Annotated in this window: 24 protein-coding genes and 1 riboswitch; of the genes, 4 read left to right on the forward strand and 20 right to left on the reverse strand. The window is 29.4% G+C overall.

Annotated elements, in window-relative coordinates; translation table 11 throughout:
• Positions 1 to 209 precede the first annotated feature (209 nt).
• The 3 genes from ACJDTP_RS24965 to ACJDTP_RS24975 are packed head-to-tail and all read left to right on the forward strand — an operon-like array spanning position 210 to position 2,917.
• Positions 210 to 1,124, forward strand: coding sequence for an ABC transporter substrate-binding protein (locus ACJDTP_RS24965; protein WP_406762771.1), 915 nt, complete (start codon positions 210 to 212; stop codon positions 1,122 to 1,124).
• Entirely contained in the window at positions 1,117 to 2,139 is a 1,023-nt protein-coding gene (locus ACJDTP_RS24970) for a FecCD family ABC transporter permease (protein ID WP_406762772.1), read from the forward strand. Before ACJDTP_RS24965 ends, ACJDTP_RS24970 begins: the two co-directional genes overlap by 8 nt.
• A 22-nt stretch (positions 2,140 to 2,161) precedes the next feature.
• Positions 2,162 to 2,917 carry an ABC transporter ATP-binding protein gene (locus ACJDTP_RS24975; RefSeq protein ID WP_406762773.1) on the forward strand — a complete coding sequence of 252 codons (756 nt, stop codon included), beginning with the start codon at positions 2,162 to 2,164 and terminating at the stop codon, positions 2,915 to 2,917.
• A 390-nt stretch (positions 2,918 to 3,307) separates the two neighbouring features.
• On the opposite strand, the gene ACJDTP_RS24980 is transcribed toward ACJDTP_RS24975, so the two are convergent.
• The 10 genes from ACJDTP_RS24980 to cbiQ all read right to left on the reverse strand — a co-directional run bounded on the left by ACJDTP_RS24980 (position 3,308) and on the right by cbiQ (position 13,351).
• Positions 3,308 to 3,778 carry a GNAT family N-acetyltransferase gene (locus tag ACJDTP_RS24980; RefSeq protein ID WP_406762774.1) on the reverse strand — a complete coding sequence of 157 codons (471 nt, stop codon included), beginning with the start codon at positions 3,776 to 3,778 and terminating at the stop codon, positions 3,308 to 3,310.
• 616 nt (positions 3,779 to 4,394) lie between these two features.
• Positions 4,395 to 5,270, reverse strand: coding sequence for an AraC family transcriptional regulator (locus tag ACJDTP_RS24985; protein WP_168982560.1), 876 nt, complete (start codon positions 5,268 to 5,270; stop codon positions 4,395 to 4,397).
• Positions 5,271 to 5,352: 82 nt separating this feature from the next.
• Entirely contained in the window at positions 5,353 to 6,186 is an 834-nt protein-coding gene (locus tag ACJDTP_RS24990) for a nucleotidyltransferase domain-containing protein (protein ID WP_406762775.1), read from the reverse strand.
• Positions 6,187 to 6,381: 195 nt separating this feature from the next.
• A complete protein-coding gene (locus tag ACJDTP_RS24995; RefSeq protein ID WP_173708545.1) occupies positions 6,382 to 6,648 on the reverse strand; it encodes a CD3324 family protein in 267 nt (88 codons plus the stop codon).
• Between the two features lie 254 nt (positions 6,649 to 6,902).
• Complete coding sequence (locus ACJDTP_RS25000; RefSeq protein WP_406762776.1) at positions 6,903 to 7,871, reverse strand: DUF2087 domain-containing protein; 969 nt, start codon at positions 7,869 to 7,871, stop codon at positions 6,903 to 6,905.
• A 368-nt stretch (positions 7,872 to 8,239) separates the two neighbouring features.
• Positions 8,240 to 9,337 (reverse strand): diguanylate cyclase, encoded by a 1,098-nt coding sequence (locus ACJDTP_RS25005; protein WP_078116848.1) that lies wholly within the window; start codon positions 9,335 to 9,337, stop codon positions 8,240 to 8,242.
• A 484-nt stretch (positions 9,338 to 9,821) separates the two neighbouring features.
• Complete coding sequence (locus ACJDTP_RS25010) at positions 9,822 to 10,139, reverse strand: energy-coupling factor ABC transporter substrate-binding protein (protein ID WP_077841630.1); 318 nt, start codon at positions 10,137 to 10,139, stop codon at positions 9,822 to 9,824.
• Complete coding sequence (locus ACJDTP_RS25015) at positions 10,139 to 10,891, reverse strand: energy-coupling factor ABC transporter permease (protein WP_406762777.1); 753 nt, start codon at positions 10,889 to 10,891, stop codon at positions 10,139 to 10,141. Before ACJDTP_RS25015 ends, ACJDTP_RS25010 begins: the two co-directional genes overlap by 1 nt.
• 355 nt (positions 10,892 to 11,246) lie before the next feature.
• On the reverse strand, positions 11,247 to 12,074 hold the full coding sequence (locus tag ACJDTP_RS25020) for an energy-coupling factor ABC transporter ATP-binding protein (protein WP_406762778.1): 828 nt from the start codon (positions 12,072 to 12,074) through the stop codon (positions 11,247 to 11,249).
• Between the two features lie 368 nt (positions 12,075 to 12,442).
• Complete coding sequence (cbiQ, locus tag ACJDTP_RS25025; RefSeq protein WP_406762779.1) at positions 12,443 to 13,351, reverse strand: cobalt ECF transporter T component CbiQ; 909 nt, start codon at positions 13,349 to 13,351, stop codon at positions 12,443 to 12,445.
• 420 nt (positions 13,352 to 13,771) lie between these two features.
• Positions 13,772 to 13,951: riboswitch (cobalamin riboswitch) on the reverse strand.
• Positions 13,952 to 14,358: 407 nt separating this feature from the next.
• Here cbiQ and ACJDTP_RS25030 point away from each other — a divergent pair.
• A complete protein-coding gene (locus tag ACJDTP_RS25030) occupies positions 14,359 to 14,517 on the forward strand; it encodes a DUF1540 domain-containing protein (RefSeq protein WP_077841627.1) in 159 nt (52 codons plus the stop codon).
• 180 nt (positions 14,518 to 14,697) lie between these two features.
• Here ACJDTP_RS25030 and ACJDTP_RS25035 read toward each other — a convergent pair whose 3' ends face one another.
• From ACJDTP_RS25035 to ACJDTP_RS25080, 10 genes are all read right to left on the reverse strand, one after another.
• Positions 14,698 to 14,847 (reverse strand): hypothetical protein, encoded by a 150-nt coding sequence (locus tag ACJDTP_RS25035; RefSeq protein WP_012059879.1) that lies wholly within the window; start codon positions 14,845 to 14,847, stop codon positions 14,698 to 14,700.
• 618 nt (positions 14,848 to 15,465) lie between these two features.
• Complete coding sequence (locus ACJDTP_RS25040; protein WP_406762780.1) at positions 15,466 to 15,792, reverse strand: DUF7677 family protein; 327 nt, start codon at positions 15,790 to 15,792, stop codon at positions 15,466 to 15,468.
• Between the two features lie 26 nt (positions 15,793 to 15,818).
• Entirely contained in the window at positions 15,819 to 16,304 is a 486-nt protein-coding gene (locus ACJDTP_RS25045; protein ID WP_406762781.1) for a GNAT family N-acetyltransferase, read from the reverse strand.
• Positions 16,305 to 16,772: 468 nt separating this feature from the next.
• A complete protein-coding gene (locus ACJDTP_RS25050; RefSeq protein WP_406762782.1) occupies positions 16,773 to 16,982 on the reverse strand; it encodes a hypothetical protein in 210 nt (69 codons plus the stop codon).
• Positions 16,983 to 17,513: 531 nt separating this feature from the next.
• Positions 17,514 to 18,104: a sugar O-acetyltransferase gene (locus ACJDTP_RS25055; protein WP_078116852.1), complete on the reverse strand. Its 591-nt coding sequence runs from the start codon at positions 18,102 to 18,104 to the stop codon at positions 17,514 to 17,516.
• A gap of 522 nt (positions 18,105 to 18,626) precedes the next feature.
• Entirely contained in the window at positions 18,627 to 19,040 is a 414-nt protein-coding gene (locus ACJDTP_RS25060) for a YmaF family protein (RefSeq protein ID WP_077853689.1), read from the reverse strand.
• A 378-nt stretch (positions 19,041 to 19,418) separates the two neighbouring features.
• Positions 19,419 to 19,811, reverse strand: coding sequence for a hypothetical protein (locus ACJDTP_RS25065; RefSeq protein ID WP_241425268.1), 393 nt, complete (start codon positions 19,809 to 19,811; stop codon positions 19,419 to 19,421).
• Between the two features lie 280 nt (positions 19,812 to 20,091).
• On the reverse strand, positions 20,092 to 20,379 hold the full coding sequence (locus ACJDTP_RS25070) for a FliH/SctL family protein (protein ID WP_078116853.1): 288 nt from the start codon (positions 20,377 to 20,379) through the stop codon (positions 20,092 to 20,094).
• Positions 20,380 to 20,805: 426 nt separating this feature from the next.
• Positions 20,806 to 21,648 carry an aldo/keto reductase gene (locus ACJDTP_RS25075; protein ID WP_406762783.1) on the reverse strand — a complete coding sequence of 281 codons (843 nt, stop codon included), beginning with the start codon at positions 21,646 to 21,648 and terminating at the stop codon, positions 20,806 to 20,808.
• Between the two features lie 179 nt (positions 21,649 to 21,827).
• A complete protein-coding gene (locus tag ACJDTP_RS25080) occupies positions 21,828 to 22,361 on the reverse strand; it encodes a YcxB family protein (protein WP_078116855.1) in 534 nt (177 codons plus the stop codon).
• Positions 22,362 to 22,653: the final 292 nt, after the last annotated feature.

Raw genomic sequence — 22,653 nt, forward strand, 5'->3', positions numbered from 1 at the left:
CTACTTCCGAAGGATAGGTGAAAATAAGCTGGTAAATGAACTTGTTATTTTTTGAATGTGACTTAATAAGTAATCATGCGTTTTATGAAAATAAGACTTATAAGTTTTATTATGATTTTTATAGGCATGTTTATTATGCGTCTATGCATACTCTCGATGGGTATGCTTTTTTTGTTACCCTTAAATACAATATATTTTAGGAGGGCATTATGAAACTAAAACATAAATTTTTATCACTTTTTCTAATAGTTATATTAGCTATGAGTACACTTTTCAGTTGTAGTAATAAGACTACAACAATGACAGATAGAGAAGGTAACAGCTTTAAGCTTCCCGAAAAAGTAAACACTATAATATCTACAGCACCATCAAATACCGAAATATTAGTTGGGCTGGGACTTTCAGATAAGCTAGTAGCTATAGACAAATATTCTTCAGATGTGGATGGTATCAATAAAGATTTACCTAAAATTGACTTTAAAAATCCAGATGCTGAAACTCTTGTGAGTTTAAAGCCTGACATAATAATAGCTTCAGGACATAATAAAACTGGGAGTGAAGACCCCTTTGCAGCTGTTAAAGAAGCTGGAATCCCTGTTGTATACATACCTACTAGTTCAAGCATAGAAGACCTTTATAAAGATATTGACTTTATATCAAAAATCACTGGTACTGAAAAAAAAGGTGATGAGATGACAGCTAATTTAAAGGATGAAATAAGTTCAATAAAGAAAATTGGAGATACTATTACTAATAAGAAAAATGTATATTTTGAAATAGGGTCAACTTCAGGTTTATATAGTTTTGGTAATAATACATTTTTAAATGAAATGATTGAAATTGTAGGTGCAAAAAATATCTTTGCAAATGAAAATTCGTGGATATCTCCAAGTCCTGAAGCTGTAGTAAAAGCTAATCCTAATGTAATACTTACAAATGAACCTACAAGTAATGCTATCGATAATATAAAGACTCGTGAGGGTTTTCAAGAAGTTACCGCAATTAAAAACAACAAGGTCTTTGCTATTGATAATAATTCCTCTTCGAGGCCATCACAAAATATACTGAAAGCACTTAAACAAATAGCAAAAGCTATTTATCCTGAGGAATATGCAAATGTATAAAAAAATTATTATATTATTAATACCCTTAACATTTTTAATTTTATGTATCGGGACTTCTATTGGAAGTTCTGATACTAGCTTAATCCATATTGCATCAATAATTGGATATAAAGTTTTAGGAATTCCACTACTTAAAGAGATTAACCCTAATGATGTGGCGATAATTTGGAATTTAAGATTGCCTAGAGTTTTTTTAGCCTTTCTTGTAGGTAGTTCCTTATCAGTTAGTGGTGCTGTGGTTCAATCATTACTTAGAAATCCACTTGCTTCACCATATACCTTAGGAGTATCTTCTGGAGCTTCTCTTGGAGTTGGATTTCTTATAATATCTGGTTTTTCAATCCCTGTGCTCGGCAGGCTTACTCTTCCTTTAACAGGCTTTTTATGTGGGCTTTTGACTGTATTTATTATCATAAAATTTGCCTACAATGTTGATAAAAGCATGTCAACTTCAACTATAATTTTATCTGGTATGGTTTTTTCTTTATTTTGCAGCGCAATACTTACAACAGTAACAGCCTTATATAGTGAAGATATAAAAAGCATAGCTCTTTGGGAAATGGGTTCCTTTTCTATGAAGGGATGGTCATATGTACAAATGGGAGTTCCCTTTTTTATAATTGGAATAATAGGTGTTATGAGCTACTGCACTGAAATGGATATATTATCTTTTGGTGAAGATCAAGCAAAATCAGTTGGAGTAGATGTTAATACCATAAAGACTAGACTTCTTATTTTCTCTGCTATATTAACGGGTTCTGCTGTAGCCTTAAGTGGAATTATTGGTTTTGTGGATTTAATAATTCCTCACTTAGTAAGAAGAATCATTGGAGCAAAGCATAAATATGTAATTCCAGTCTGTATAATTTTAGGCGGCTGTTTTATGGTGATTACTGATCTAGTAGCAAGAATAATTATAATACCATCAGAATTGCCAGTTGGTGCTATTACTGCTCTGATTGGAGCTCCATTTTTTGCATACATATATTTTAATAAGGCACATGAAAGAAAATAATAAATCAAAGTAGGTGATGATTTTGTTAGAACTTAAGAATTTTTCTTGTGGATATGGCAAAATAGATATCATAAAAAATATAACCTTTAAAGCTAAAAGAGGAGAAATTCTTTGTATAGTTGGTCCAAATGGATGTGGAAAAAGTACGCTTTTAAAAGCTATAGGCAGACTCATTGAATATAAAGGAACACTAACATTTGATTCAAAGGATATAAAAAATTTACCTGTGAAGGAATTTGCAAAACACATTGCACTTATGACTCAAAGTAACAATGTTTATTTTCCTTACACAGTTTATGAAACTGTTGCTTTAGGAAGATATGCTTATTTAAAAGGGGCTTTATCCTCTTTAAGTAAGAAAGATGATTTAATCATAACGGAGGCTATAAAAAGTGTTGGCCTTATAGATTCAAAAGATAAACTTATAAGTGAATTATCTGGCGGCCAGCTTCAACGGGTCTTCATAGCAAAAGCCTTTGCACAAGATCCAGAAATCATTTTATTAGATGAACCAACAAATCATCTTGATTTAAAATATCAAATAGAGATCCTAGAATATTTAAACCTTTGGGCAAAAGAAAATAATAAAATTGTAATAGCTGTATTACATGATTTAAATTTATCTAATTTATTTGGTGAGAAAATTATATTACTAAGCCATGGCGAAATAGTCAGCCAAGGTACACCTAAAGAAGTATTTCTAGAAGATAACTTAAAAAATGTATATAATATAGACGTGAAAAATTTCATGATTAGTGCTTTAAAGCAGTGGCAATAACATATATCGATAAAAGAAGTGACTTAATTGAATACTTATTTTCTAATTAGAGCGAATATAATTAGACCAGTACTCCATTTTCGATCCATTTAATGTTGGAATATGATATTTCCATTGCGTATTATTTAAGATGTTTAACATATAATATAAATATCCTGAAAATATTAATTATCACATACATATACGCCCCTTTATTGGGGCATTTTTATGCTAAATATTAGTATTGAGGATTTAAAGCTACTTCAAGTGTTCCGTATAAGATTCGAAACGTTTCTGGTGGTATGGCTTTTATCACCATACTTAATGAATACCTTATAATGAAACAATCTATCCGCTTTCAATCAAACTCATTACAATATGTTTTAAATCCAATTCAATATTGTTATAAAACTATAATTCTACAAATCCAATTTTTTTATAAAGATTTGCAGCATCTACATTTTCAGGGTGCACATATAAAATTAAATCATCGTATCCTAAATTCATTAATACATTTATACTTTTTTTCAAAAGATTACTTGCCATCCCCTGTTTCAAATATTTCTTAACTGTAAATAATTCTGAAACAAATGGTTTCCCTTTAAATAAACTAATAAGAACTACAGCAGCAATTTCTCCATTTTGTTTAATTTGAAATGAAGCATCTGGAATAAATCTGCCAAAAGTACTTTCAACAATACTACAAATCTCCTTATTTAACTCTTCTATTGTTTCACCATTGAAGTCTACTGTATCTTTAAATGCGTCTAACATAGAAACTGATAATCCATCTATATCATCAGAATCTATCTTATCAAATGTATAATTTCCTTTTAGTTCTTGTGGTGCAAGTTTGCAAATCATGCCTATTCTTTCACTCATATACTATTCTCCTAATTCTTTTCTTATTTTGTCCTATATGAAACTTATACTGTAAATTATAATATATTTTCTAATATTACATTATTGAATTTTCAAAGAACTTTTTTTATAATTACTTATCCAAATCTACATATTATAGTTTAAATTTGCCACCATCCTGACACATTGGGCTATTATAATAATATTATAAAGATAATAAAAACTTTTTTTCATAAATTTTTCCCCCTATAAATATATACAACAAAGAGCAACATTCATATCCCCGTTATGACATGTTGCTCTTTATTTGGTTCAAACAAATTATCAATTTGAGTTATCGTATTAGGATACGATGCTATTCCTATTGAAATTGTAATTTTTATAAATTTATACTTGCTCATCCAACAAATTTGATATTTCTAAAATCCCCTATTATTCAATTCGCAAAGTGTATTTTTATAATTTTCTAAGTTAATTCTATAGATATTTACTAAAAATTAGCTGACACATGTATACGCCCCTTTATTGAGGCATTTTTACGCTAAATATTAGAATTGTACATAAAGAAATATCACAAAATTCATTTCTGAAATAATGTGATATTTCCACTTACTTATTTATTTTTATCTATCTATGACTAGTGCTTTTTTACAACCGGTATCCAAATTTCACTTTTAAATGTTGGTGAAGTTACATCTTTATTTTCATTCCATAAAATTTCTGGTCCTTGTGTTTGTTCATAGTTTGAAGATGGAAACCATTCAGAATAAATGCGTCCCCAAACGTTTTGCAATGTATCTGGAAATGGTCCTACAGCTTCAAATACTGCCCATGTTGATGCAGCAACTTCAAGTTTTGATAAATTATTGGGACACTCCTTTGTTGTTGCAACACCTATATAATGGTCAAGTTCTCCTTTCTCCTCCATTCGTCCTTCTGAAAAATTTAAAGATGCACTTATTAATCCTCTTGGTTCTGTATTAGATAACTCTTTCAATTCATTAATACTTTCAACAGTTAGGCTTTGCCACATCTTAGCAATCTCTGGATTTACTCCATTAAAAATTATAGGCACCCTTTTTTCTATTCCAATTATATAAAATGCTTCTTTCTCCTCAATTCTATAGTTCATTTCATTTCCTCCTTCAATTGATAATCGAAAAGTCATTCGCGGATAGGCTTTTAATGATTTTCCATTATATCGAGCCTCTGATGGTGTTATCCCATGTAAATTTTGAAACGCTCTTGTGAACGAATCTGCTGACTTGTATCCATATTTAACAGCTAAATCAATTATTCTCACATTTCTATCATTAAGTTCAAAAGCTGCTAAGGTAAGACGTCTTCTACGAATGTACTCTGATAACGAAACACCAGCAAGAAAAGAAAACATTCTTTGAAAATGATATTCTGAACAAAATGCCAGTCTTGCTACTTTTTTAAAATCAATTATTCCATCAAGATTTTCTTCAATATAATTTAATGCTTCATTCATTTTTTTTAACGAATCCATTTAGTAACTCTCCTTTCATCAATAGAATATCAGAAATTACATTTATCCATCCGACTATTCTTGCACAATTATGTAGGATTAATTAATTACATAACCCCTCTACTTCTTTAACAATGCTTGATAATTCATCAATAATCTTCTTCATATTTTCAGCATTCGGTGCCAATGAATAGAATATATCTTCTATTTTTTTCTTGAACTCTTTTGGTATAATTCTAAATGTATCTATATTATCTAAAGAACCTTTTTCATTCATAATGTACGTTTCATTCAACGCATATATAACCTGAATAAGACAAGATATGACACGATAAATACACCCAGTAGTATATACAATATCATCTTTTAACATTCCTTTGTGTGCAAGTGCAATAGAAAAACCTGCTTCCCATAAAAACTTATTTACAATGCTCGTTTTTATAGATACAGGGTATGGAGTAATTTTATCTTTAAGATTCACTAGACTATTCTTGGAACTCCAAAGTATTTTACAGTAATAAGTCTCTGCTACATAAATGGTATTCACAAATCCATGAGGATGACCAGGCTGATAATCTATTGTTATTATCTCATTCAAACAATTATCTATAACATTAGATACTTTATTTAAATCCCTCAATAAAAAATCTGTTGACAATCCGTCTATATACAGCCATCCTCCACCATTTATCCATGGACCCCATTCTCCAATTTTAGTTATGAGATTAGAACGGTGCATATCATCTAATTCGGTTGCTATCCGATTTAATCCTTCTAAATCTAATTTTGAACCATCACTATAATATATACCAATATCTATATCCGATTTTGACGAATGATTACCTTTCGCTCTTGATCCTCCAAGAACAACGGCTTCAATACCTTTAACTGTTTTTAATGAGGTTAGTATTTTTTCTATAATCAAGTTAATCTCCATAATAAATTTCTCCTTCTAAATAAAGTTCCGTAGCTTATACCACAATAACATTGCGAATTATTCTAGATACAAACACTATTGTATTCGTACTATATCAATTCGTATTTATATTCTATTATTTCGCTATATTGAGTTCAATATAAAGTTTAATTCTATATCGTTTTATAAAAAGAGGGTTACCTATTGGCAACCCTCTTAATCATTTTTATAAATAATTTGCTTTATGGAATGTATAGAAAGACAATATTCATTTGCTAAATCTAGCATCTCATATCCATCTTTATATTTTCTTATAATCTCTTTATTTCTATTAGATAAAATCTTACGAATTCCAGATTTTTCTCCCCACTTTTTATAGCTAGATTGCTGTGCAGGGATATAAATATATTCTCCTTGAATATATTTCTGTATTTCAACTAGTAAATGTTCTGGTAATACATTACTCGCATTTTTATATTTCATACATGCTTCACTCCTAAATATTAAAATAAATAGGATACAAAGTCGTATGTATAAAACTTTTATTAGTGGCTTAATACTCCCATACTGACTTTGTATGGAGTAAATTTTGACCTATAATCATATTTTCACCTCCTAATATAAACAAGAATATAACATTTAATTCGGTTTTATAACTATTCTGAAGTAACTATAACATAAATTGTAAATATCACATTATTTAATTTTCATATAACATTGCAAATTAACTTATATATTTATTTATATAACTTTAAATTGTCTCCTTGATTTTCAACCCACAAGCTTAAAAGTTCTTTTAGCTCCTCAACCATTTCCTTATCTGTAGTATCTTCATTAGATTTAAGTTTTTCAACAACTTTAAACTCGAAGGCACTTTCTCCATAAGCTGCCCAATCTTCTTTTAGTTTTTTAGATTTAGCTCTCCCTAAATTCAGCTGAAATTTGATTGATTCAAATGGTTTATATAAATTAGTACATATATCTACGAAAGAATATCCATTAACTGTATTATATATTTGAATTATTCCCATTTCTATTTCTTGTTGTTTATAATTATTTATTATCTCTTTTTTACTCATTTTATCCATAATAACTTCCTCACATTTCTTATAATATTTACTTCCATCATCATTTCTTCCCAAGTACCCATAGTCTACTAAGTATCGTCGTATTATCGCATCATCTTCGTAAATAGGCTTGATAATTCTCTTTACTTCAGCTTCCGTATACTCTTTATTGGGTTCAAACAAGTTAGCAAACCTTGGTAATAATGCTTTTCTTTTCTCCTCTTTGGCTGGGAAGTTTCTAAGTTTTGGATTGGCCATTTTACTATTCCCATCGTCAGCTAACTCTATAGCTGCTAAAAAAGCTCTTGCTTGTCTTGCCCTTTCTCTTAGCGCAAATCTCATATTTCTTACTGTTGATTCTGCACATCCAAGCTTAATTCCAATTTCTTTATTACTATACTTGTTTGACACCATTTCCAAAAGCTCTTTCTGAATTTCAGTAAGTCCAGTATATTTCTTATCAAGCATCAGTATTCTGTCCATAGGGCTCCCATGCTCTGCTGTATGAGTGCTTATGTCACTACTATTTTTACCTGTATATTTCCCGCATATCAAACAAAGAAATTCTGCTTTTTTGCTATCCCATATGTAACCCCTTTTAAAGTCGTCAATAGTTGCATCGCGAATAAACTCTTTCATTTTCTTCTCCTTGTCTATTAATTCAATAGACATTTTATCATTTTAATATATATGTGTCAATTTTACTACTTAAAATTGGCTAATAAAATATCTTATAAATATTTCATTAACCAACTTTCAAAGAATATTCTATAGTTTAACTACATCATGCTAACTCATAGTCAGCACTCTTATATTAAAAATTATATATTTAAAGAATTTATTGTAACTGTTATTATTAAATTTCAAATGCATAGAAGTTTGTAAAGAGAGATATGATGAACCTTGCATAAAGAAGCTTATAGTGCCAGTGTTGTAGTGACTTAACATCAAATAAATAAAAAAAGAGCTGACTATCTATTATCTATCAGCTCTTCCTTAGGTATTTTTTATATTTTATGTTCTTCATTATTAAATAAAACCACTTTATTTCTTCCAGTATTTTTGGCTTGATATAGCGCTGTGTCAGCCATTTCAAGCAAATTATCAACTTGAGTTGTCGTATTAGGATATGATGCTATTCCGATTGAAATTGTAATTTTTATAAATTTGTTATCTGAAATGTAAAAATCATTATCTTCAACCTTCTCCCTTAGTCTTTCTGCAATCTTGACAGCTTTAGAGTCTGAACAATCTAATAATATTATAGAAAACTCTTCCCCTCCCATTCTAGATACAACATCATAAGCCCTGCATGTATCAAGAAGGATTAAGGCTAAACTCTTTAAAATAGTGTCTCCTGCATTATGCCCATAAGTATCATTTATTTTCTTAAAAAAATCAATATCTATAAATAACATAGATAACTCTTCTTTTTTTCGTACAGCCCTCTGAGAAATATTATTGAAACTATTGTCAAATTCTCTTACATTATTTAAGCCAGTCAAATAATCTTTTGTTGCCTCATTTCTTAACTTTTGATAAATTCTAACTGTTTCAAATATGTAGTCTGCGTATTTAATTGAAATATACGATACTATTAAATATCCAGAAAAGTATAGACTCACTGCTTGAAAGACGAATTTAACATTTTGAGGCATTGTAAATGATGAAATAACTGATGCTATAACAAAGAAGATCATGGAATAAATATATTTACGTTTTTTTGATATTTTCAATAAAGAAATAATTCCAAATCCGATCCCCATAACTAAAGCAATTGCTGATCCAATTAGTGATATATCAGACACTCCCAAAATTAAAGATCTAAAAATAGCTATCAGAATGGAAGCAATAATTGAAGAGAAAAATCCACTATAAATGGCGGAAAATAAAATTGGTATGTACCTAAAATCAATAAAGGTATCTGGTGTAATATGTACACTGTTTATCATCAGTATCACACCTAATATCCCGCTATAAAGTCCCCATAAAAACTTACTTTTTAGCGACAGATCTTCAAAAATTCTTTTATTTCTAAGAATATGCTGAGCAATACTCATAAACGCTATTAAAATACATGCATTTTGAAAAAACTCAAGAACCATAATTTATAACCCCTTTTTCATAAATTTATACTTGCTTATCCAACAAATTTAATATTTCTAAAATCCCCTATTATCTAATTACACATTGATAATTTATATATCAATCCCACAAAAGTTAATATTTGCAGAACAAAGCTTGTCCGTTTGTGCTAGTAACAAGTTAATTATTTCTTCTTACCCCTGTATATTAATCCCAGCGAACATACTTTAGTATTATAGCATATTTTACAAATATCACATTATACGATTTTCAAAGAGTATTTCTTATTTACTATGCCAAGTCTTCCATATAAAGGTTTCTATCTCTAATGTCATAGTAGCTGAGCATCAAATAAATTAATAAAAGAGCTGACTATTATTATTTATCAGCTCTTACTTAGGTATTTTTTATATTTTATGTTTCTAATGGTTTGATCTAGCTTATAGTGGAGAAAAAGGACACCAATATATTCCACAGAATATATTCTAATGGATGAAAGAAATATTACTTTTTCTTATCCTTTTCTATTTTGTGTCTTTCTACTAATCTTCCCATTATGAAAGCAATTACGCCAACTCCAATACCTGTCTGTACGCAGAAAAGCAGACTTTCCACCTCACCTGGCAATTCTCCACCTATCCAAGTTTCCATAACTGGCTTAAACCACGGCTTGTACTCAGTACCTGTAATTTCTGAAACCACTTTACTTCCAGCATCATCAGAACCACCAAATTCAGCTCCTCTTAATGTGAATAATGGAATAACAGCAATTAATGCCGCAGTAATTAGCAGAATTATAACTGTTTTCTTAGTCTTTGACATTAATTTTCTCCTCCCTTCACTAATCCAAGACCTGTCAATTCAGATTTTGCATATGTTTCAAGGCCAATTATAATAACAACTGTCAAAATACCTTCTATAACTGCAAGTGGAACTTGAGTTGGTGCAAATACTGCAAGGAATTTAGCTGCCGATACCATAAAACCGCCGTTTTCAGATGGGTATGCAAGTGCAAGCTGGATACTTGTTACACAATAAGTGAATAAATCTCCAATTGATGCAGCCAAGAAAATACCTACATATTTATTAACTTTTAAAGCCTTACATAATCTATATATTCCATAGGAAACAAATGGCCCTGCAATAGCCATAGAAAATGTATTAGCACCAAGAGTAGTAATTCCCCCATGAGCAAGCAGTATCGCCTGGAAAATAAGTACAATGATTCCCAAAATACTAACAGCGCTTGGCCCAAATAATATTGCACCAAGTCCAGTACCAGTCATATGTGAACAACTTCCTGTTACTGATGGTATCTTTAAAGATGAAAGTACAAAAACAAATGCTCCCGCCATAGCCAAAATGGTAATTGATCTACGATTTTCAGCCAATGTCTTCTTAATTGATAAATAGCCTATGGCTATGAATGGAATGCAAATAACACCCCATATAATGCAAAATTGTGGTGGAAGATAACCTTCCATAATGTGCATTGCATTTGCTGCTGGAGCTACTCCAAAAATCAAAGCAAATGCTGCCGCTAGAGCGACAATTCTTTTTTCTTTCTTATTCATTTTTCTCCCCCTCAATAAAACTTTAATATTTCTAATATTAAAGTCTAAATAAAAAAATAATATAAATTCCTATTTGTAATATGGCTGCTTTTTTTATATGCAAAATGATCTTATTTGCAAGAAAGCTCCGTATTGTAGCATAGCTACTCTTTGTAAGTGCATAGCTGCTTTTCTTATATACGAAATAATCTTATTTGCAGGAAAGCTCCGTATTGTAGCATAGCTACTCTTTTCGTAAGTGCATAGCTGCTTTTTTTATAAGTGAAATGATCTTATTTGCAGGAAAGTTCTGTATTGCAGCATAGCTGCTCTTTTTGTAAGTGCATAGCTGCTTTACATATATGTGTGGAAATTTCTATTTTTGCAGCATTTCTTTAAATTCTTTTATACTTTTAGGATAAGACTTTATGTCCTTTAAAATATTTTTTTCTATAAGTGATTCGTAAACTTCTAACAACATTGGTTGCTTTAAATTTGCTTGTTTTAAAATTTCCTTGTTTTGAAAAATCTCTATAGGTAACCCATCTGCAATGATTTTCCCCTCATTAAAAACAAGAACTCTTTCAGCCCATCTATATGTAAAATCCACATCATGTGTAGATATCAACATTGTCTTTCCCTCTGCCCCAAGTTTTAATAGAACTTCTTCTAACATCATCGCATTCAATGGATCTAGTGCTGCTGTTGGTTCATCAAAAATTATAATTTCCGACTTCATCGCAATAATGTCAGCAATACTTACACGCTTCTTTTCACCACCACTTAAATAATGAGGTGGACGATCCTTTAAATGAGAAATATTCATATATTCTAGTGCTTCATCCACTCGTTTTAATACTTCTTCTTTTGGAAGCTTTAAATTCATAGGCCCAAATCCAACTTCTGCTCTAACTGTAGATGCAATAATTTGATTATCAGCATCCTGAAACACTATCCCTATATTTTTTCTAAGTTCCTTTAAATTCTTTTTATTTATAACAGTATCTCTATAAATGATTTTTCCTTGTTCTGGGGTAAGTACCCCATCTACATTTAAGAAAAATGTGGATTTTCCTGATCCATTAGAACCAATGACAGCAATTTTCTCACCTTCATAAATATCCACACTTACTCCATTTAATGCAGACTTCCCATTTCCGTAAGAATAATGGAGATCTTCAATTTTTAGTATCAATTTTCTCATAATCGTTCCTTTCTAAGCACATGAAAATACATAGCAAATTTAAAACTCTTATTGTATGCAACATAACCTATCTTTCTAACAAAATATTTTTATATACAACATAACTACGCTTTCTAGATAAATGATCTTATGTGTAATATAGCTATCTTTTTTAAGAAAATGATTCTATTTGTGGCATAGCTACCTTTTTTTAAAAAATGTTCTTATATGCAGCATCGCTACTTTTTTTTAAAATGTTCTTATATGTAGCATAGCTACTTTTTCTAAGAAAATGATCTTATATGTAGCATAGCTACTTTTTCTAAGGTGTATATTTTTCATTGAGCTAGGCAAGGATGCAAGTGGATTTATTATTTTTTGAATGTGCATCACCTTGTATAATACCAAAGTAAAACCAAAAAGATTACGAATACTGCTGAGAAGACAATCTGCATTACTTCTACATTTTTATCTTCCTCTAAAAATACAAGGTCCCCATCATAACACCGTGATTCCATTGCATCATAATAAGCATTTGCTTTCCTAAGTGAAATGATAAGCATATTACTTGCAATACTCCCAAATGTATAGCATGAAGTTTTAAAATCACAATAACCTTGACGTGATTTTGCTGAGCTTTTCATTTTTGTAAATACATCCATTAAGATAAATATATAACGATAAATAAGACTCATTAATTCTACAATAAGCTTTGGTACATGCGCCTTTCTAAGTACATAAATAATCTCAGAAGTTGGGGTAGATAAGGTCATCATCTGTAGAGCACTGATTGCTGCAAAAATTTTCAAAATTAGAAATATCATTTTTTTAAGCTGAACAGTTGAAGTAAAAACGTAGCAAAACCCAAGATATAAATTGTACTGCCCTATTGGCTGTTTTGAAAAATCAATAGCAATAGTAAAAGTGCTAAGTAAAATAAAAGTAATTGGAATTGCTAATATTGACAGGTATTCAGCTGCCGGAATTTTTCCTTTAATAACTGTAATATAAGCCATTGCAATTATCACTGTAGCAGATACATATGGATTGTTAAATACGATGCAAAGAACAAGCGTCAAAACTGATAAATACACTTTAAATTCAGCATTCCAATGTCTGATCTTTGAAGCATAAGCATAAAAATCAATTGAATATCCTTCTCCATGTTTATGTCCAATTTTATGATTATGATGATGAACTCTCTCCCTATGAGCATTCATATTTTGATGTTTCCATATAAATACGAATAAAAAGACAACCACCAGAAACACAGCACATAAAATAATTATTTTTTCCATACCTCATCTCCTTCCATTTTCTATCTATATTTACTTATATACAAATTGACAATTAAAGTTTGCTAGTTATATATGCGTACTATGCCATAATATGTGCTTTATTATAGCTTGTCTTTAATTCTTATATAGTTTTTATGCAAAATAAAAAGCCCTTCTAACATAAGTGTTAAAAAGACATAATAATAAAACATATTTATTCATATAAAATATGTAAATAAATTTTCATTAAAACGCCCCCTCTATCACTCGTAGAGTTTAGTCACATTAAAAAGATAACAACTCAATATGATAGCTTATTTACTATCATACTTTATCGTCACATGCACATAATAATCCTCTATGAGATGCATCTATCTCGTCATCTGACGAAAAGTTAAAATATGCATCGCATCTTAGACTTGCTATTTTCTTTAATGTGCCTTTTGGTGCAAAACATAGGCAGGTCTTCTGACTTAAGAATCATCATTTAAATACGCCTTCCCTATCTTTAAGTGGCATCCAATGTATTTAAACTCCTCTAATACAGCTACGGGATAGTTTAGGAATTTCACCTAATTCCCTTTTAATTAATCAAAAATCACTTAAAAAATTTAATTAAGTAATTTTAGTTAAACCTATATTTTATTTATAAAACTTTGCTAATTTGCATTTATATTCTTAACCATAACATTTTTAGTAACAAAAATCAATCCAATTTTCTACTCTATAGATAACCCAGCTATAATATATACTTATGCTTATAACTCACTGAAATCATAAATATTTTGATTCTGAAAAACTATGAAAATATGAACTTAAAGACTGGCTCGCCAAAATAGGAATATATGTAGAATGGTTATCTACTATTATTAAACTTTTGTATACACTCATAACAGAAATGCATATATTTTTGTAACCTAAATAGCCATAATATTCAGAAAATGTTTGAAGATGCATCTTCTATATAAAGCATAAAATAAAAATTTTATCAAATAATATTATAGAAATTAAATTAAGGGGTGATTAATATGAAACATAACGAAAGCATTGGATGTTCTGTAACAGAGTGCAAATATCATTGTAAAGATGACGATTACTGTACTTTAGACCAAATTAAAGTAGGTACTCATGAATCTAGAGCTAAAACTGTAGAATGTACTGATTGTCAGTCTTTCGAATTACACTAATAAAGAATCTATATTTTGACTAAAACTTTCTTTTTAATTTAAGAGAATAATATTATTATTAAATTCTTACTGAAAATAGAGATAGTATTTCTGGGTGTTCTGCTATCTCTATTTTTTGATATGTAATTTTTTTGCAATGAATTTCTATTATTTTATCATACTACTATAAAAAGTTCTATATTATCTATCAATCAATTCTTTCTTAACATATTCATTAATAGTATATTCTTCACCTTCAAATATCTCTGTTAAATGCAATATTATTTCCTGTTCTTCTTCTGGAAGGTCTCTTATTGTATCTTTGATTGTATCTATCGTTACATCTTTCATAAAATAAAATCACCACCTTGATGTTATTATGAGATATTATATTACATAAATCCCAAATAATCCATAGTATAAATATTGGAAACTTACTAATGCTATAAATGCTAATCTTTTATAGCTTGGCAGGTTGCCAAAAGACAGTGAATTAATTACTAGTTTACTGTCTTTTGTTCTTTTTTTAGGCCTTATTTAATATAATGATAATAGCTGGATATCTTTTGTGTCATATATACCTAAGGGATTATATATCATATTGTATAGTCCCTCCTCATAAAAGACTTATTAAACATAGATTTGTTAATTACATATACTGCCATAATAAATTAAGCTTCCTATATTAATTTATTATCTTTTATATTTTGTAACATCTCTCATACTCTACAATATATTAATTAATATAATCAACATTTTCTCAATGCACATTATTTCTTAAAAGAAATAAACAGAAAATATTATCACCTTTCATGTTTATTTTTTATATAAAATGCAGTAGTTGGTGACCTCCTGACTACTGCTTTTGTAAATAGAAAACAGAATTTATAAGTAAACTATATACAAGATCAGCAAATGCAAACTACGTCTACTCACTACAATATTATATTTATATCTAAGTAACGCCCATTACATATCATTTAATTTGCTATCACAACAATAGAGTTGTACTTCCCATCCTTCTAAAGGCAGGTCTACTACATAATTTTCGTCAACATAACTTCTTATAAATTGCGCTGCTCTCTTCTCGGCATATTTTGCATTTAACACATTACCGTTATCATCCATTTCAATTACGTTAGCAAAGATTGCATATGCTTGTTCCATAGCACTTGGTTCTTCAAATATACACGAATAATCAATCCCCTCCAATAACGGATAACCTACAGTTCCATTTGCAATCCAAAATGAGAAAGTTCTTAATGCACCACTAAATGAATGACTTAATTTTTTCAAACAAATACCTCCTTCCTTATACATCCTCAGCCTTTGCCATCAATATCAGGCAATATTATATTGGCGTAAAAGCCATTGTCCACTATTTTTATATTTGCATTGTATTTTTCCCAGATTCTTTTAGAAGCAATATTTTCTTCGTTAATTTTAGCACTTAAATATCTTATTCCTTTTCCTTTAGCATAGTCTAATATTTTAGAGAAAACCTTGCTTGTATATCCATTTTTCCAATAATAACTTCCAATCCAGTACCCCACTTGAGCCTTGCTTTCTTTTAGATTTTGATGACTCAATGAAATTGTTCCTATAGCTCTGCCATTTAGTACTATCGTAAATATTTCTAAATTGGTACTTGTAGCCCATTTATTATTATGATTAATAAATTCTTCTTTAGATATATTATGATCATTTGTTCCTAGCTCAGCCTGTAGTTTTTCATCATTATTTAATATTTCTAAAAGCTGAATTGCAAAATCATCATCTATTTTTTTAAATACTATATTATCTGTCATAATCTAATATCTGCCTGCTTTCATTGTATTGTTCTAATTTAAACCTTTCAGAGAATTAATTCAGGTAAATCAAACTCTTAATTGAAATAAAAATGTTGAAGCTTAATGCAACACATATAATTTATTTTTTAGCAAGAACATAAAACTATGCTAACACCAATAACATTCCACCACTTACCATCCATATTTGATATTGTGGCTATTATTCTTAGTTTATCACCTAAGAATTTAAAGTGAACATAAAACCATACCAGCCTCGAACCCGCATTTTTCAAGCATATTCTGAAGAATATATATTCTTCTATGGTAATATTCTAAAGAATGTATATTCTTTAGAATAAATATGGTAAAGAATATTAGAATATTCTCTTCCTAAAAACTTAATATCAATTAAAATATTTTGCTTCAAAATTAATTCCTAATATCACATAAGCGATGATGAATCATACTATTTCTTATTTAAAATCCTTACTCATTTTTTCTCGATTTTTCTTTCGATAAAAGATATATATTGAATAAAATTCCTAGAGCTCCAATAACTCCTGATAGAATATAAATCAAACCGCTTGTTTTTTCCCATATGATAACCGAACTAATTATTATACATATAAATACAAGCCATAAAACTGAAACGACTATGTTTATAATACTATTGTTCAAAGAATTTTTGTTAGACACAATAAGTCATCCTCTCCAAAATAATAGGATTGTCTAAAATTATTATGGTGCCAATATATAGATAAGCCAATTATAAGTTAGATTTATACTATGAAATATATCCCAACTAGAAATGGGTAATATACTTTTGTGGAATGTTTCATTGGTAATTTTGATGGATGTGATTCTTTGGCTATAAGTTGTTCCAAATGTGCTAGTTCAAAGCTTGTTCTTTGAGGCTAGCACTTTGGGTGCAACTTTATAGACTTAGAATCACCCATCAGAATTACCTAGAAACTGGAACAAAAGTATATTATTCATTTCGGCGAGTTATATGCATAAGTTCAGGTCTTAGTTGGGTTATCTATACCAAAATCATTAATATAAGTGTGACATTGTTTATAGGGCCAGCAATGAGAACCGAACTTATGCTACTTTCCGCCAAAATTTCATAGTCCTATTTGCTCCATCTGACTTATGAAATTTTCACTGTAATGATTTAAATTAGAGCATGCCAGTATTTTTGCATGCCCTAAATATCTGGTTGCTTTTTCATATTTCAAATCCCGTCTTGTCCTCTTCTGTAATTTCTCTGATTACTTTACATGGTACACCTGCAGCAATTACATTGGCTGGAATGCTTTTTGTAATAACACTGCCAGATCCTATAATTGTATTATCTCCAATTGTTACCCCTTGATTTATATTAACGCCTGCCCCAATCCATACATTATTGCCTATCTTTACAGGTTTTGCATAACAACCTCCTGCTACTCGTTCTTTTGCATACGTTGCATGATTAGATGTATAAATTCCAACTCTTGGACCAAACAAAACATTATCGCCTATGTTTATCCCTCCACCATCTAACATTACACAATCGAAATTGGCATAAAAATTATCTCCAATTGTAATATTAAAACCAAATTCACATCGAAATGTTGGTTCAAAGTGAACTCCTCTCCCAATACCTTTCAGCAACCTTTTTAATATTTCTTCTCTTTCATGCTGAGGCTTACCAAAACTATTATTATATTCATTTGTAAGAAATACAGTTTTTTCTCTTGCCTCAATCAATTCTGTCGTTAAATCATTATACATTTTACCAGATAAAATTAATTGTCTCTGTTCTTCTAAATTCATAATACCCTCCAACATACTTTATATATAAATAATCTTTGCTTGCCAATGCATTACCATTATAATCAAATTATATCATATATTGTTTATTTTTTATCATCCCTTGACGTTAATAATCAATTTGAGCTATACTAATTATGCAAAATGGACTGGTGGCAGCTAAAGCTGCTGCCTTTTTATTCTTTAAGAAATTATAATAGTATCAATTTTTTTGATATTGTGCCATTTGTGAATATAACTTATATAGCCATCTCTTCATATGAGTTTGAAAAGAACTAAAAAAATAAAAGGTAAACTAAGTATTTCTACTTAACCTACCTTTATTGGTATTTTCTTATAATATATAGATATGAGTATAACTTCATCAATAATTTAATATTTTTCAATTATATAATCTATATATGTTGCGATTAAATTTCTACCTTCTAGTCTTAATTAAATGATTGGCTTACTAGAGTTTAAAATTTAAATTTATTATTGCAACATATATATTGTAAATATTATTTTAAATATTATTTTCTGACCTTAACATTTTTTATCTTCTGGTACATTAGTAGGATCTTCAATTAGAGTGGTGAAAAAATAATCATGCTGATGTCCATCTGCAACAGTTGTTCTGCCCTTTACTAAATGGATGTGTTTTCCACCTGGAAGATAAATAGCTGGGCCGGTAGTGTCACAAATCTCATGAAAATGATCTCCAAAAGTATCTGTAAGCTCGGCTACTTTATGAATATGAGTTTTCCCATATTTAATTGGAGGACCAGTAACGCCAGCAACACGATGATTGTGCAATTCACCTTCATCATCTTCTTCATAATCTGTACTTGATTCAAATTCATGATTATGATTTTTTATCTTATAATACTTTTCATCATATTCTTTTTTATCGTTATAATCACATTTATTTTTATCGTAATTATAATAATTGTTTCCCATTTTCTTTTCTCCTTCGTTATTCATCATGATTTATTAAATTAATAGTTTCCTAATTTTATATTATGCTAATTCACATAATTTGCTATTAATTTTACAAAAAAATAAAAGGTAAACTAAGTATTTCTACTTAATCTACCTTTAAACTAATTAAATGAGGCTATCACCTATATTATTTCCAGCTTGTCTATTTTTTTAGTAGATGTATTACTACAGCCTCATTATAAATAAAACTCATCAAGCCTCTCTTGAATTATATCTCAAATGTTATTCTTAATTATCAAATAATAAGCTAGCTAAATGCTTTGCTTGCTTCTCACCAAGCTTAAGCCCTTTGACACAATACAGACATTAAGCGACCACTTTATCAGTAGTAATATTTTAGCAATGTTCACGCATCAACATCTCTTGCTCTTCACTTGTGGTAGGAATAAATTTTCCATCTGCATTTTCAACAAATCGTTTCGGTGCTAACTTCAAATTTCGTTTTGGCGCTGGTGCATACAAAGATACTCCGCAAAACTGCGTTTTTTCATAGTTCTCATCTTGCTCCACAATGTTTACATTCATTTTCTTCAATAACCCACGGACAGCATCTTGCTCTGAACGGTTATCATAAGAGCGCCAACAATCTTGTAATGTCATTTTTTCATGTGAATAATCTAGGAACTTAAATTCTTCATCATTCAAAATAAGTTCCCAAAGTGAAATCATCTTCACTTCCTTCATAGTTTCCTGAAAAATATCTGCACAATTATGACAAACATATACCATTGTACTCTCCGCAGTAAACTTCTTATAATGTGGAGTAGCTCTCCAACGTGGCTGGATCTATAATAATATTTTCTTCACCTTCAAATATATCCATTCCATTAAAGAAATCTTGATAATATTTTTTATTATTCATGTATATTATTCCAAAATTATGTTAATAATTAAAATACGTTTCCTATTTTCAATAAATAAAGAGATAGCCTTATTATCATTCACATGATCTTCTGCTATCTCTTATTTTTGTTATTTAGTAAATTTACTAAACAATAAATATATTTTTTTAACGACAGTTAATATTTCTTATACAATCTAAAGCTTTTTGCTTTGTATTTTCGCATGCTTCCTTTGCTCCCTGCTCGTATCCTTTACAGTATCCATCTTCACGTCCAGCTTCTACACCATCACAATACCCTTTATTACGTCCTTGATTATACGCATCTTCCAATGCATCTTTTCCAGGGTAATCCATTCTTGGACAGCACTCGGCATCGTCGCTAAGAGTTCCTTCACAATTAATGGTATACATGATTCCAAGGTCATCACAGTCACAGCATTCTTTGTTACTCATTTTTTTCTCCTCCGTAATCAATAATAAAATTAAATATTTCTATTTAATGGTATTAATTCATTTATATATTTTTTTTCATAGCGCACATCATACTATCATTAAGTTATAGTACATAAGAATATCTTCACAATTCTATACTATGTATTAATTTAAGATTTGCCATAAAAGAAATAATGAAAATATCAATTATCTTACTAATTTTTATCACATTTTTATTGCCGGATAATATACTAATGGAGTGGATATATTTTCATTATTAATTCTTAATCTCATACTAATGTATGATAGAATATTGTGTTTCCTAAAAGACAAAAGCAGTAGTTAGGGCCTTCCTCTCTACTGCTTTACTAAGTTTTATCACGAGAAGTAATATATAAACATAAAAATAAGCAGTAGTCAGGTTGTTCCTTTCTACCGCTTATTTTATTAGAATTCTTCGTAAACTCTAGGGTCTTGATTAGTTGTACGACCATATTCACGAGAAAGTCCAGAAATGATTTTCATTTCATCTTCTGATAATTCAAAATCAAAAATATTTAGATTATCTAATTGATGCTCTTTTGATGATGCTTTTGGAAGTGGAATAGCCCCTAATTGTATATGCCAACGTAAAATTACTTGTGAAATAGATTTTTTATGTGTTTCAGCAATTCCAGCAATTTTCTCATCTTGTAGCATACTATTACCTCTTCCAAGAGGACTCCAAGATTCTGTAAGTATACCATGTTCTTTGTTACAAGCACGTTGCTCTTCTTGATTAAAATAAGGATGAAGCTCAATTTGATTAATACTAGGAGTTACTCCAGTTTCCTTTATTAAAGTTATTAAGTGTTCAGGCATAAAATTGCAAACACCTATTGATCTAATTAATCCTCTTTTCTTTAATTCAATCATTGCCTGCCAAGCTTCAACATATAAATTAATTCTTGGATTAGGCCAATGAATAAGATATAAATCATAATAATCTAATCCAGCTCTAAATAATGATTCTTCAACTGTATTAATAGCTTCTTTATATGAGTGATGACGACCAGGTAATTTAGAAGTAATTATAAGCTTTTCTCTTGAAACAGAGCATTTCCTTACTGCTTCTCCAACTGCGCCTTCATTTTCATAATTAAATGCTGAATCAATTAATCTGTACCCTAAATCAATTGCCTCTTTAATCCTATTAGCTCCGTCTATACCATTTAGACTGTATGTCCCAAAACCAATGCTTGGCACTTTAAGCCCATCATTTAATGAATATTCTGTAATGTTCTCTACCATAAATTATCAATCTCCTTTAAGTTTCCAATATTCTCATAAAATTTAATAATAACGTTTATTGTTCCTTTATTTTAACGTTTACTTTATTATAGCATATCTTTTCTTCTTTACAAAAAAATGGAGGGCACAAAATTATTTTCATGCCCTTAAAACTATTTTATATTATAGAAAATTAAAAACTAAACAGAATCAGGATAACTATATTTTAATTCTAAATTTGTATTATTAATAATAGTATCTAAAAACAGCTTCTTATCCTCCATTGAAGAAAGCGACGATAGAGGTATTACTAAACTTTCACCATTCATTGTAGGTATAAAAATATATTCTTCTAATAAATACAAACCTTTTATAGAATTCCAATTATGAATTTTCTCTGAAAATCTAGTATTAGTTTTTATTCCTTTTTCTATAAGGTTTAAATGTGTTGCTTCAAATGTATCTGTTAATTTATCTGTTCCATATATTCTTAGAAGTTTTCTTCTTAATGATCTGTCAAATATCTTTTTTCTAGAAAAGAAGAATATAATGTACATAATAATAATAGTTTCAATATATAAAATACTTCTAAGTAAAAGTATCAATCCAAGCAGTATAAAAGAAACAAGTCCAACATATGCACGAATTTGTTTTTTATAAATTTTTGTGTTAACAATATACTTCATATTAAAATTTATTAACTCATCCCTTGAAATTTTAAACTCTATCTCCATAATACCTCCTATTTTGTAGTTTATTCTAATCTTAAAGAGAAGCATTTATTGCTACTATTTAAAAATATGTTAATATCTAAGCAACTATAAACTTTTCTTCATTTTTATATAGGTTGCTTTACCGTATTTTCCACTTAATGTTCATATTATAAAAATATCACTTACACAAAATACATTAGCAATACATCATCTCAATTTTCATTAAGTACACATTTTGAGTTGTGTTGATTGCGATGTTGAGACCTAAAAATAGCACATAATTAAAATAAATCTATACTTAATTTTATAGCTG

Source organism: Candidatus Clostridium helianthi (genome assembly GCF_045310795.1).
Classification (GTDB): domain Bacteria; phylum Bacillota; class Clostridia; order Clostridiales; family Clostridiaceae; genus Clostridium; species Clostridium helianthi.

Excerpts from the sequence above, each read along its gene's own strand:
- ACJDTP_RS24965 (WP_406762771.1), top strand. The coding sequence starts at position 210 with ATGAAACTAAAACATAAATTTTTATCACTTTTTCTAATAGTTATATTA.
- ACJDTP_RS24970 (WP_406762772.1), top strand. The coding sequence starts at position 1,117 with ATGTATAAAAAAATTATTATATTATTAATACCCTTAACATTTTTAATT.
- ACJDTP_RS24980 (WP_406762774.1), bottom strand. The coding sequence starts at position 3,778 with ATGAGTGAAAGAATAGGCATGATTTGCAAACTTGCACCACAAGAACTA.
- ACJDTP_RS24985 (WP_168982560.1), bottom strand. The coding sequence starts at position 5,270 with ATGGATTCGTTAAAAAAAATGAATGAAGCATTAAATTATATTGAAGAA.
- ACJDTP_RS24990 (WP_406762775.1), bottom strand. The coding sequence starts at position 6,186 with ATGGAGATTAACTTGATTATAGAAAAAATACTAACCTCATTAAAAACA.
- ACJDTP_RS24995 (WP_173708545.1), bottom strand. The coding sequence starts at position 6,648 with ATGAAATATAAAAATGCGAGTAATGTATTACCAGAACATTTACTAGTT.
- ACJDTP_RS25000 (WP_406762776.1), bottom strand. The coding sequence starts at position 7,871 with ATGAAAGAGTTTATTCGCGATGCAACTATTGACGACTTTAAAAGGGGT.
- ACJDTP_RS25005 (WP_078116848.1), bottom strand. The coding sequence starts at position 9,337 with ATGGTTCTTGAGTTTTTTCAAAATGCATGTATTTTAATAGCGTTTATG.
- ACJDTP_RS25010 (WP_077841630.1), bottom strand. The coding sequence starts at position 10,139 with ATGTCAAAGACTAAGAAAACAGTTATAATTCTGCTAATTACTGCGGCA.
- ACJDTP_RS25015 (WP_406762777.1), bottom strand. The coding sequence starts at position 10,891 with ATGAATAAGAAAGAAAAAAGAATTGTCGCTCTAGCGGCAGCATTTGCT.
- ACJDTP_RS25020 (WP_406762778.1), bottom strand. The coding sequence starts at position 12,074 with ATGAGAAAATTGATACTAAAAATTGAAGATCTCCATTATTCTTACGGA.
- cbiQ (WP_406762779.1), bottom strand. The coding sequence starts at position 13,351 with ATGGAAAAAATAATTATTTTATGTGCTGTGTTTCTGGTGGTTGTCTTT.
- ACJDTP_RS25030 (WP_077841627.1), top strand. The coding sequence starts at position 14,359 with ATGAAACATAACGAAAGCATTGGATGTTCTGTAACAGAGTGCAAATAT.
- ACJDTP_RS25035 (WP_012059879.1), bottom strand. The coding sequence starts at position 14,847 with ATGAAAGATGTAACGATAGATACAATCAAAGATACAATAAGAGACCTT.
- ACJDTP_RS25045 (WP_406762781.1), bottom strand. The coding sequence starts at position 16,304 with ATGACAGATAATATAGTATTTAAAAAAATAGATGATGATTTTGCAATT.
- ACJDTP_RS25055 (WP_078116852.1), bottom strand. The coding sequence starts at position 18,104 with ATGAATTTAGAAGAACAGAGACAATTAATTTTATCTGGTAAAATGTAT.
- ACJDTP_RS25060 (WP_077853689.1), bottom strand. The coding sequence starts at position 19,040 with ATGGGAAACAATTATTATAATTACGATAAAAATAAATGTGATTATAAC.
- ACJDTP_RS25065 (WP_241425268.1), bottom strand. The coding sequence starts at position 19,811 with ATGGTATATGTTTGTCATAATTGTGCAGATATTTTTCAGGAAACTATG.
- ACJDTP_RS25070 (WP_078116853.1), bottom strand. The coding sequence starts at position 20,379 with ATGAGTAACAAAGAATGCTGTGACTGTGATGACCTTGGAATCATGTAT.
- ACJDTP_RS25075 (WP_406762783.1), bottom strand. The coding sequence starts at position 21,648 with ATGGTAGAGAACATTACAGAATATTCATTAAATGATGGGCTTAAAGTG.
- ACJDTP_RS25080 (WP_078116855.1), bottom strand. The coding sequence starts at position 22,361 with ATGGAGATAGAGTTTAAAATTTCAAGGGATGAGTTAATAAATTTTAAT.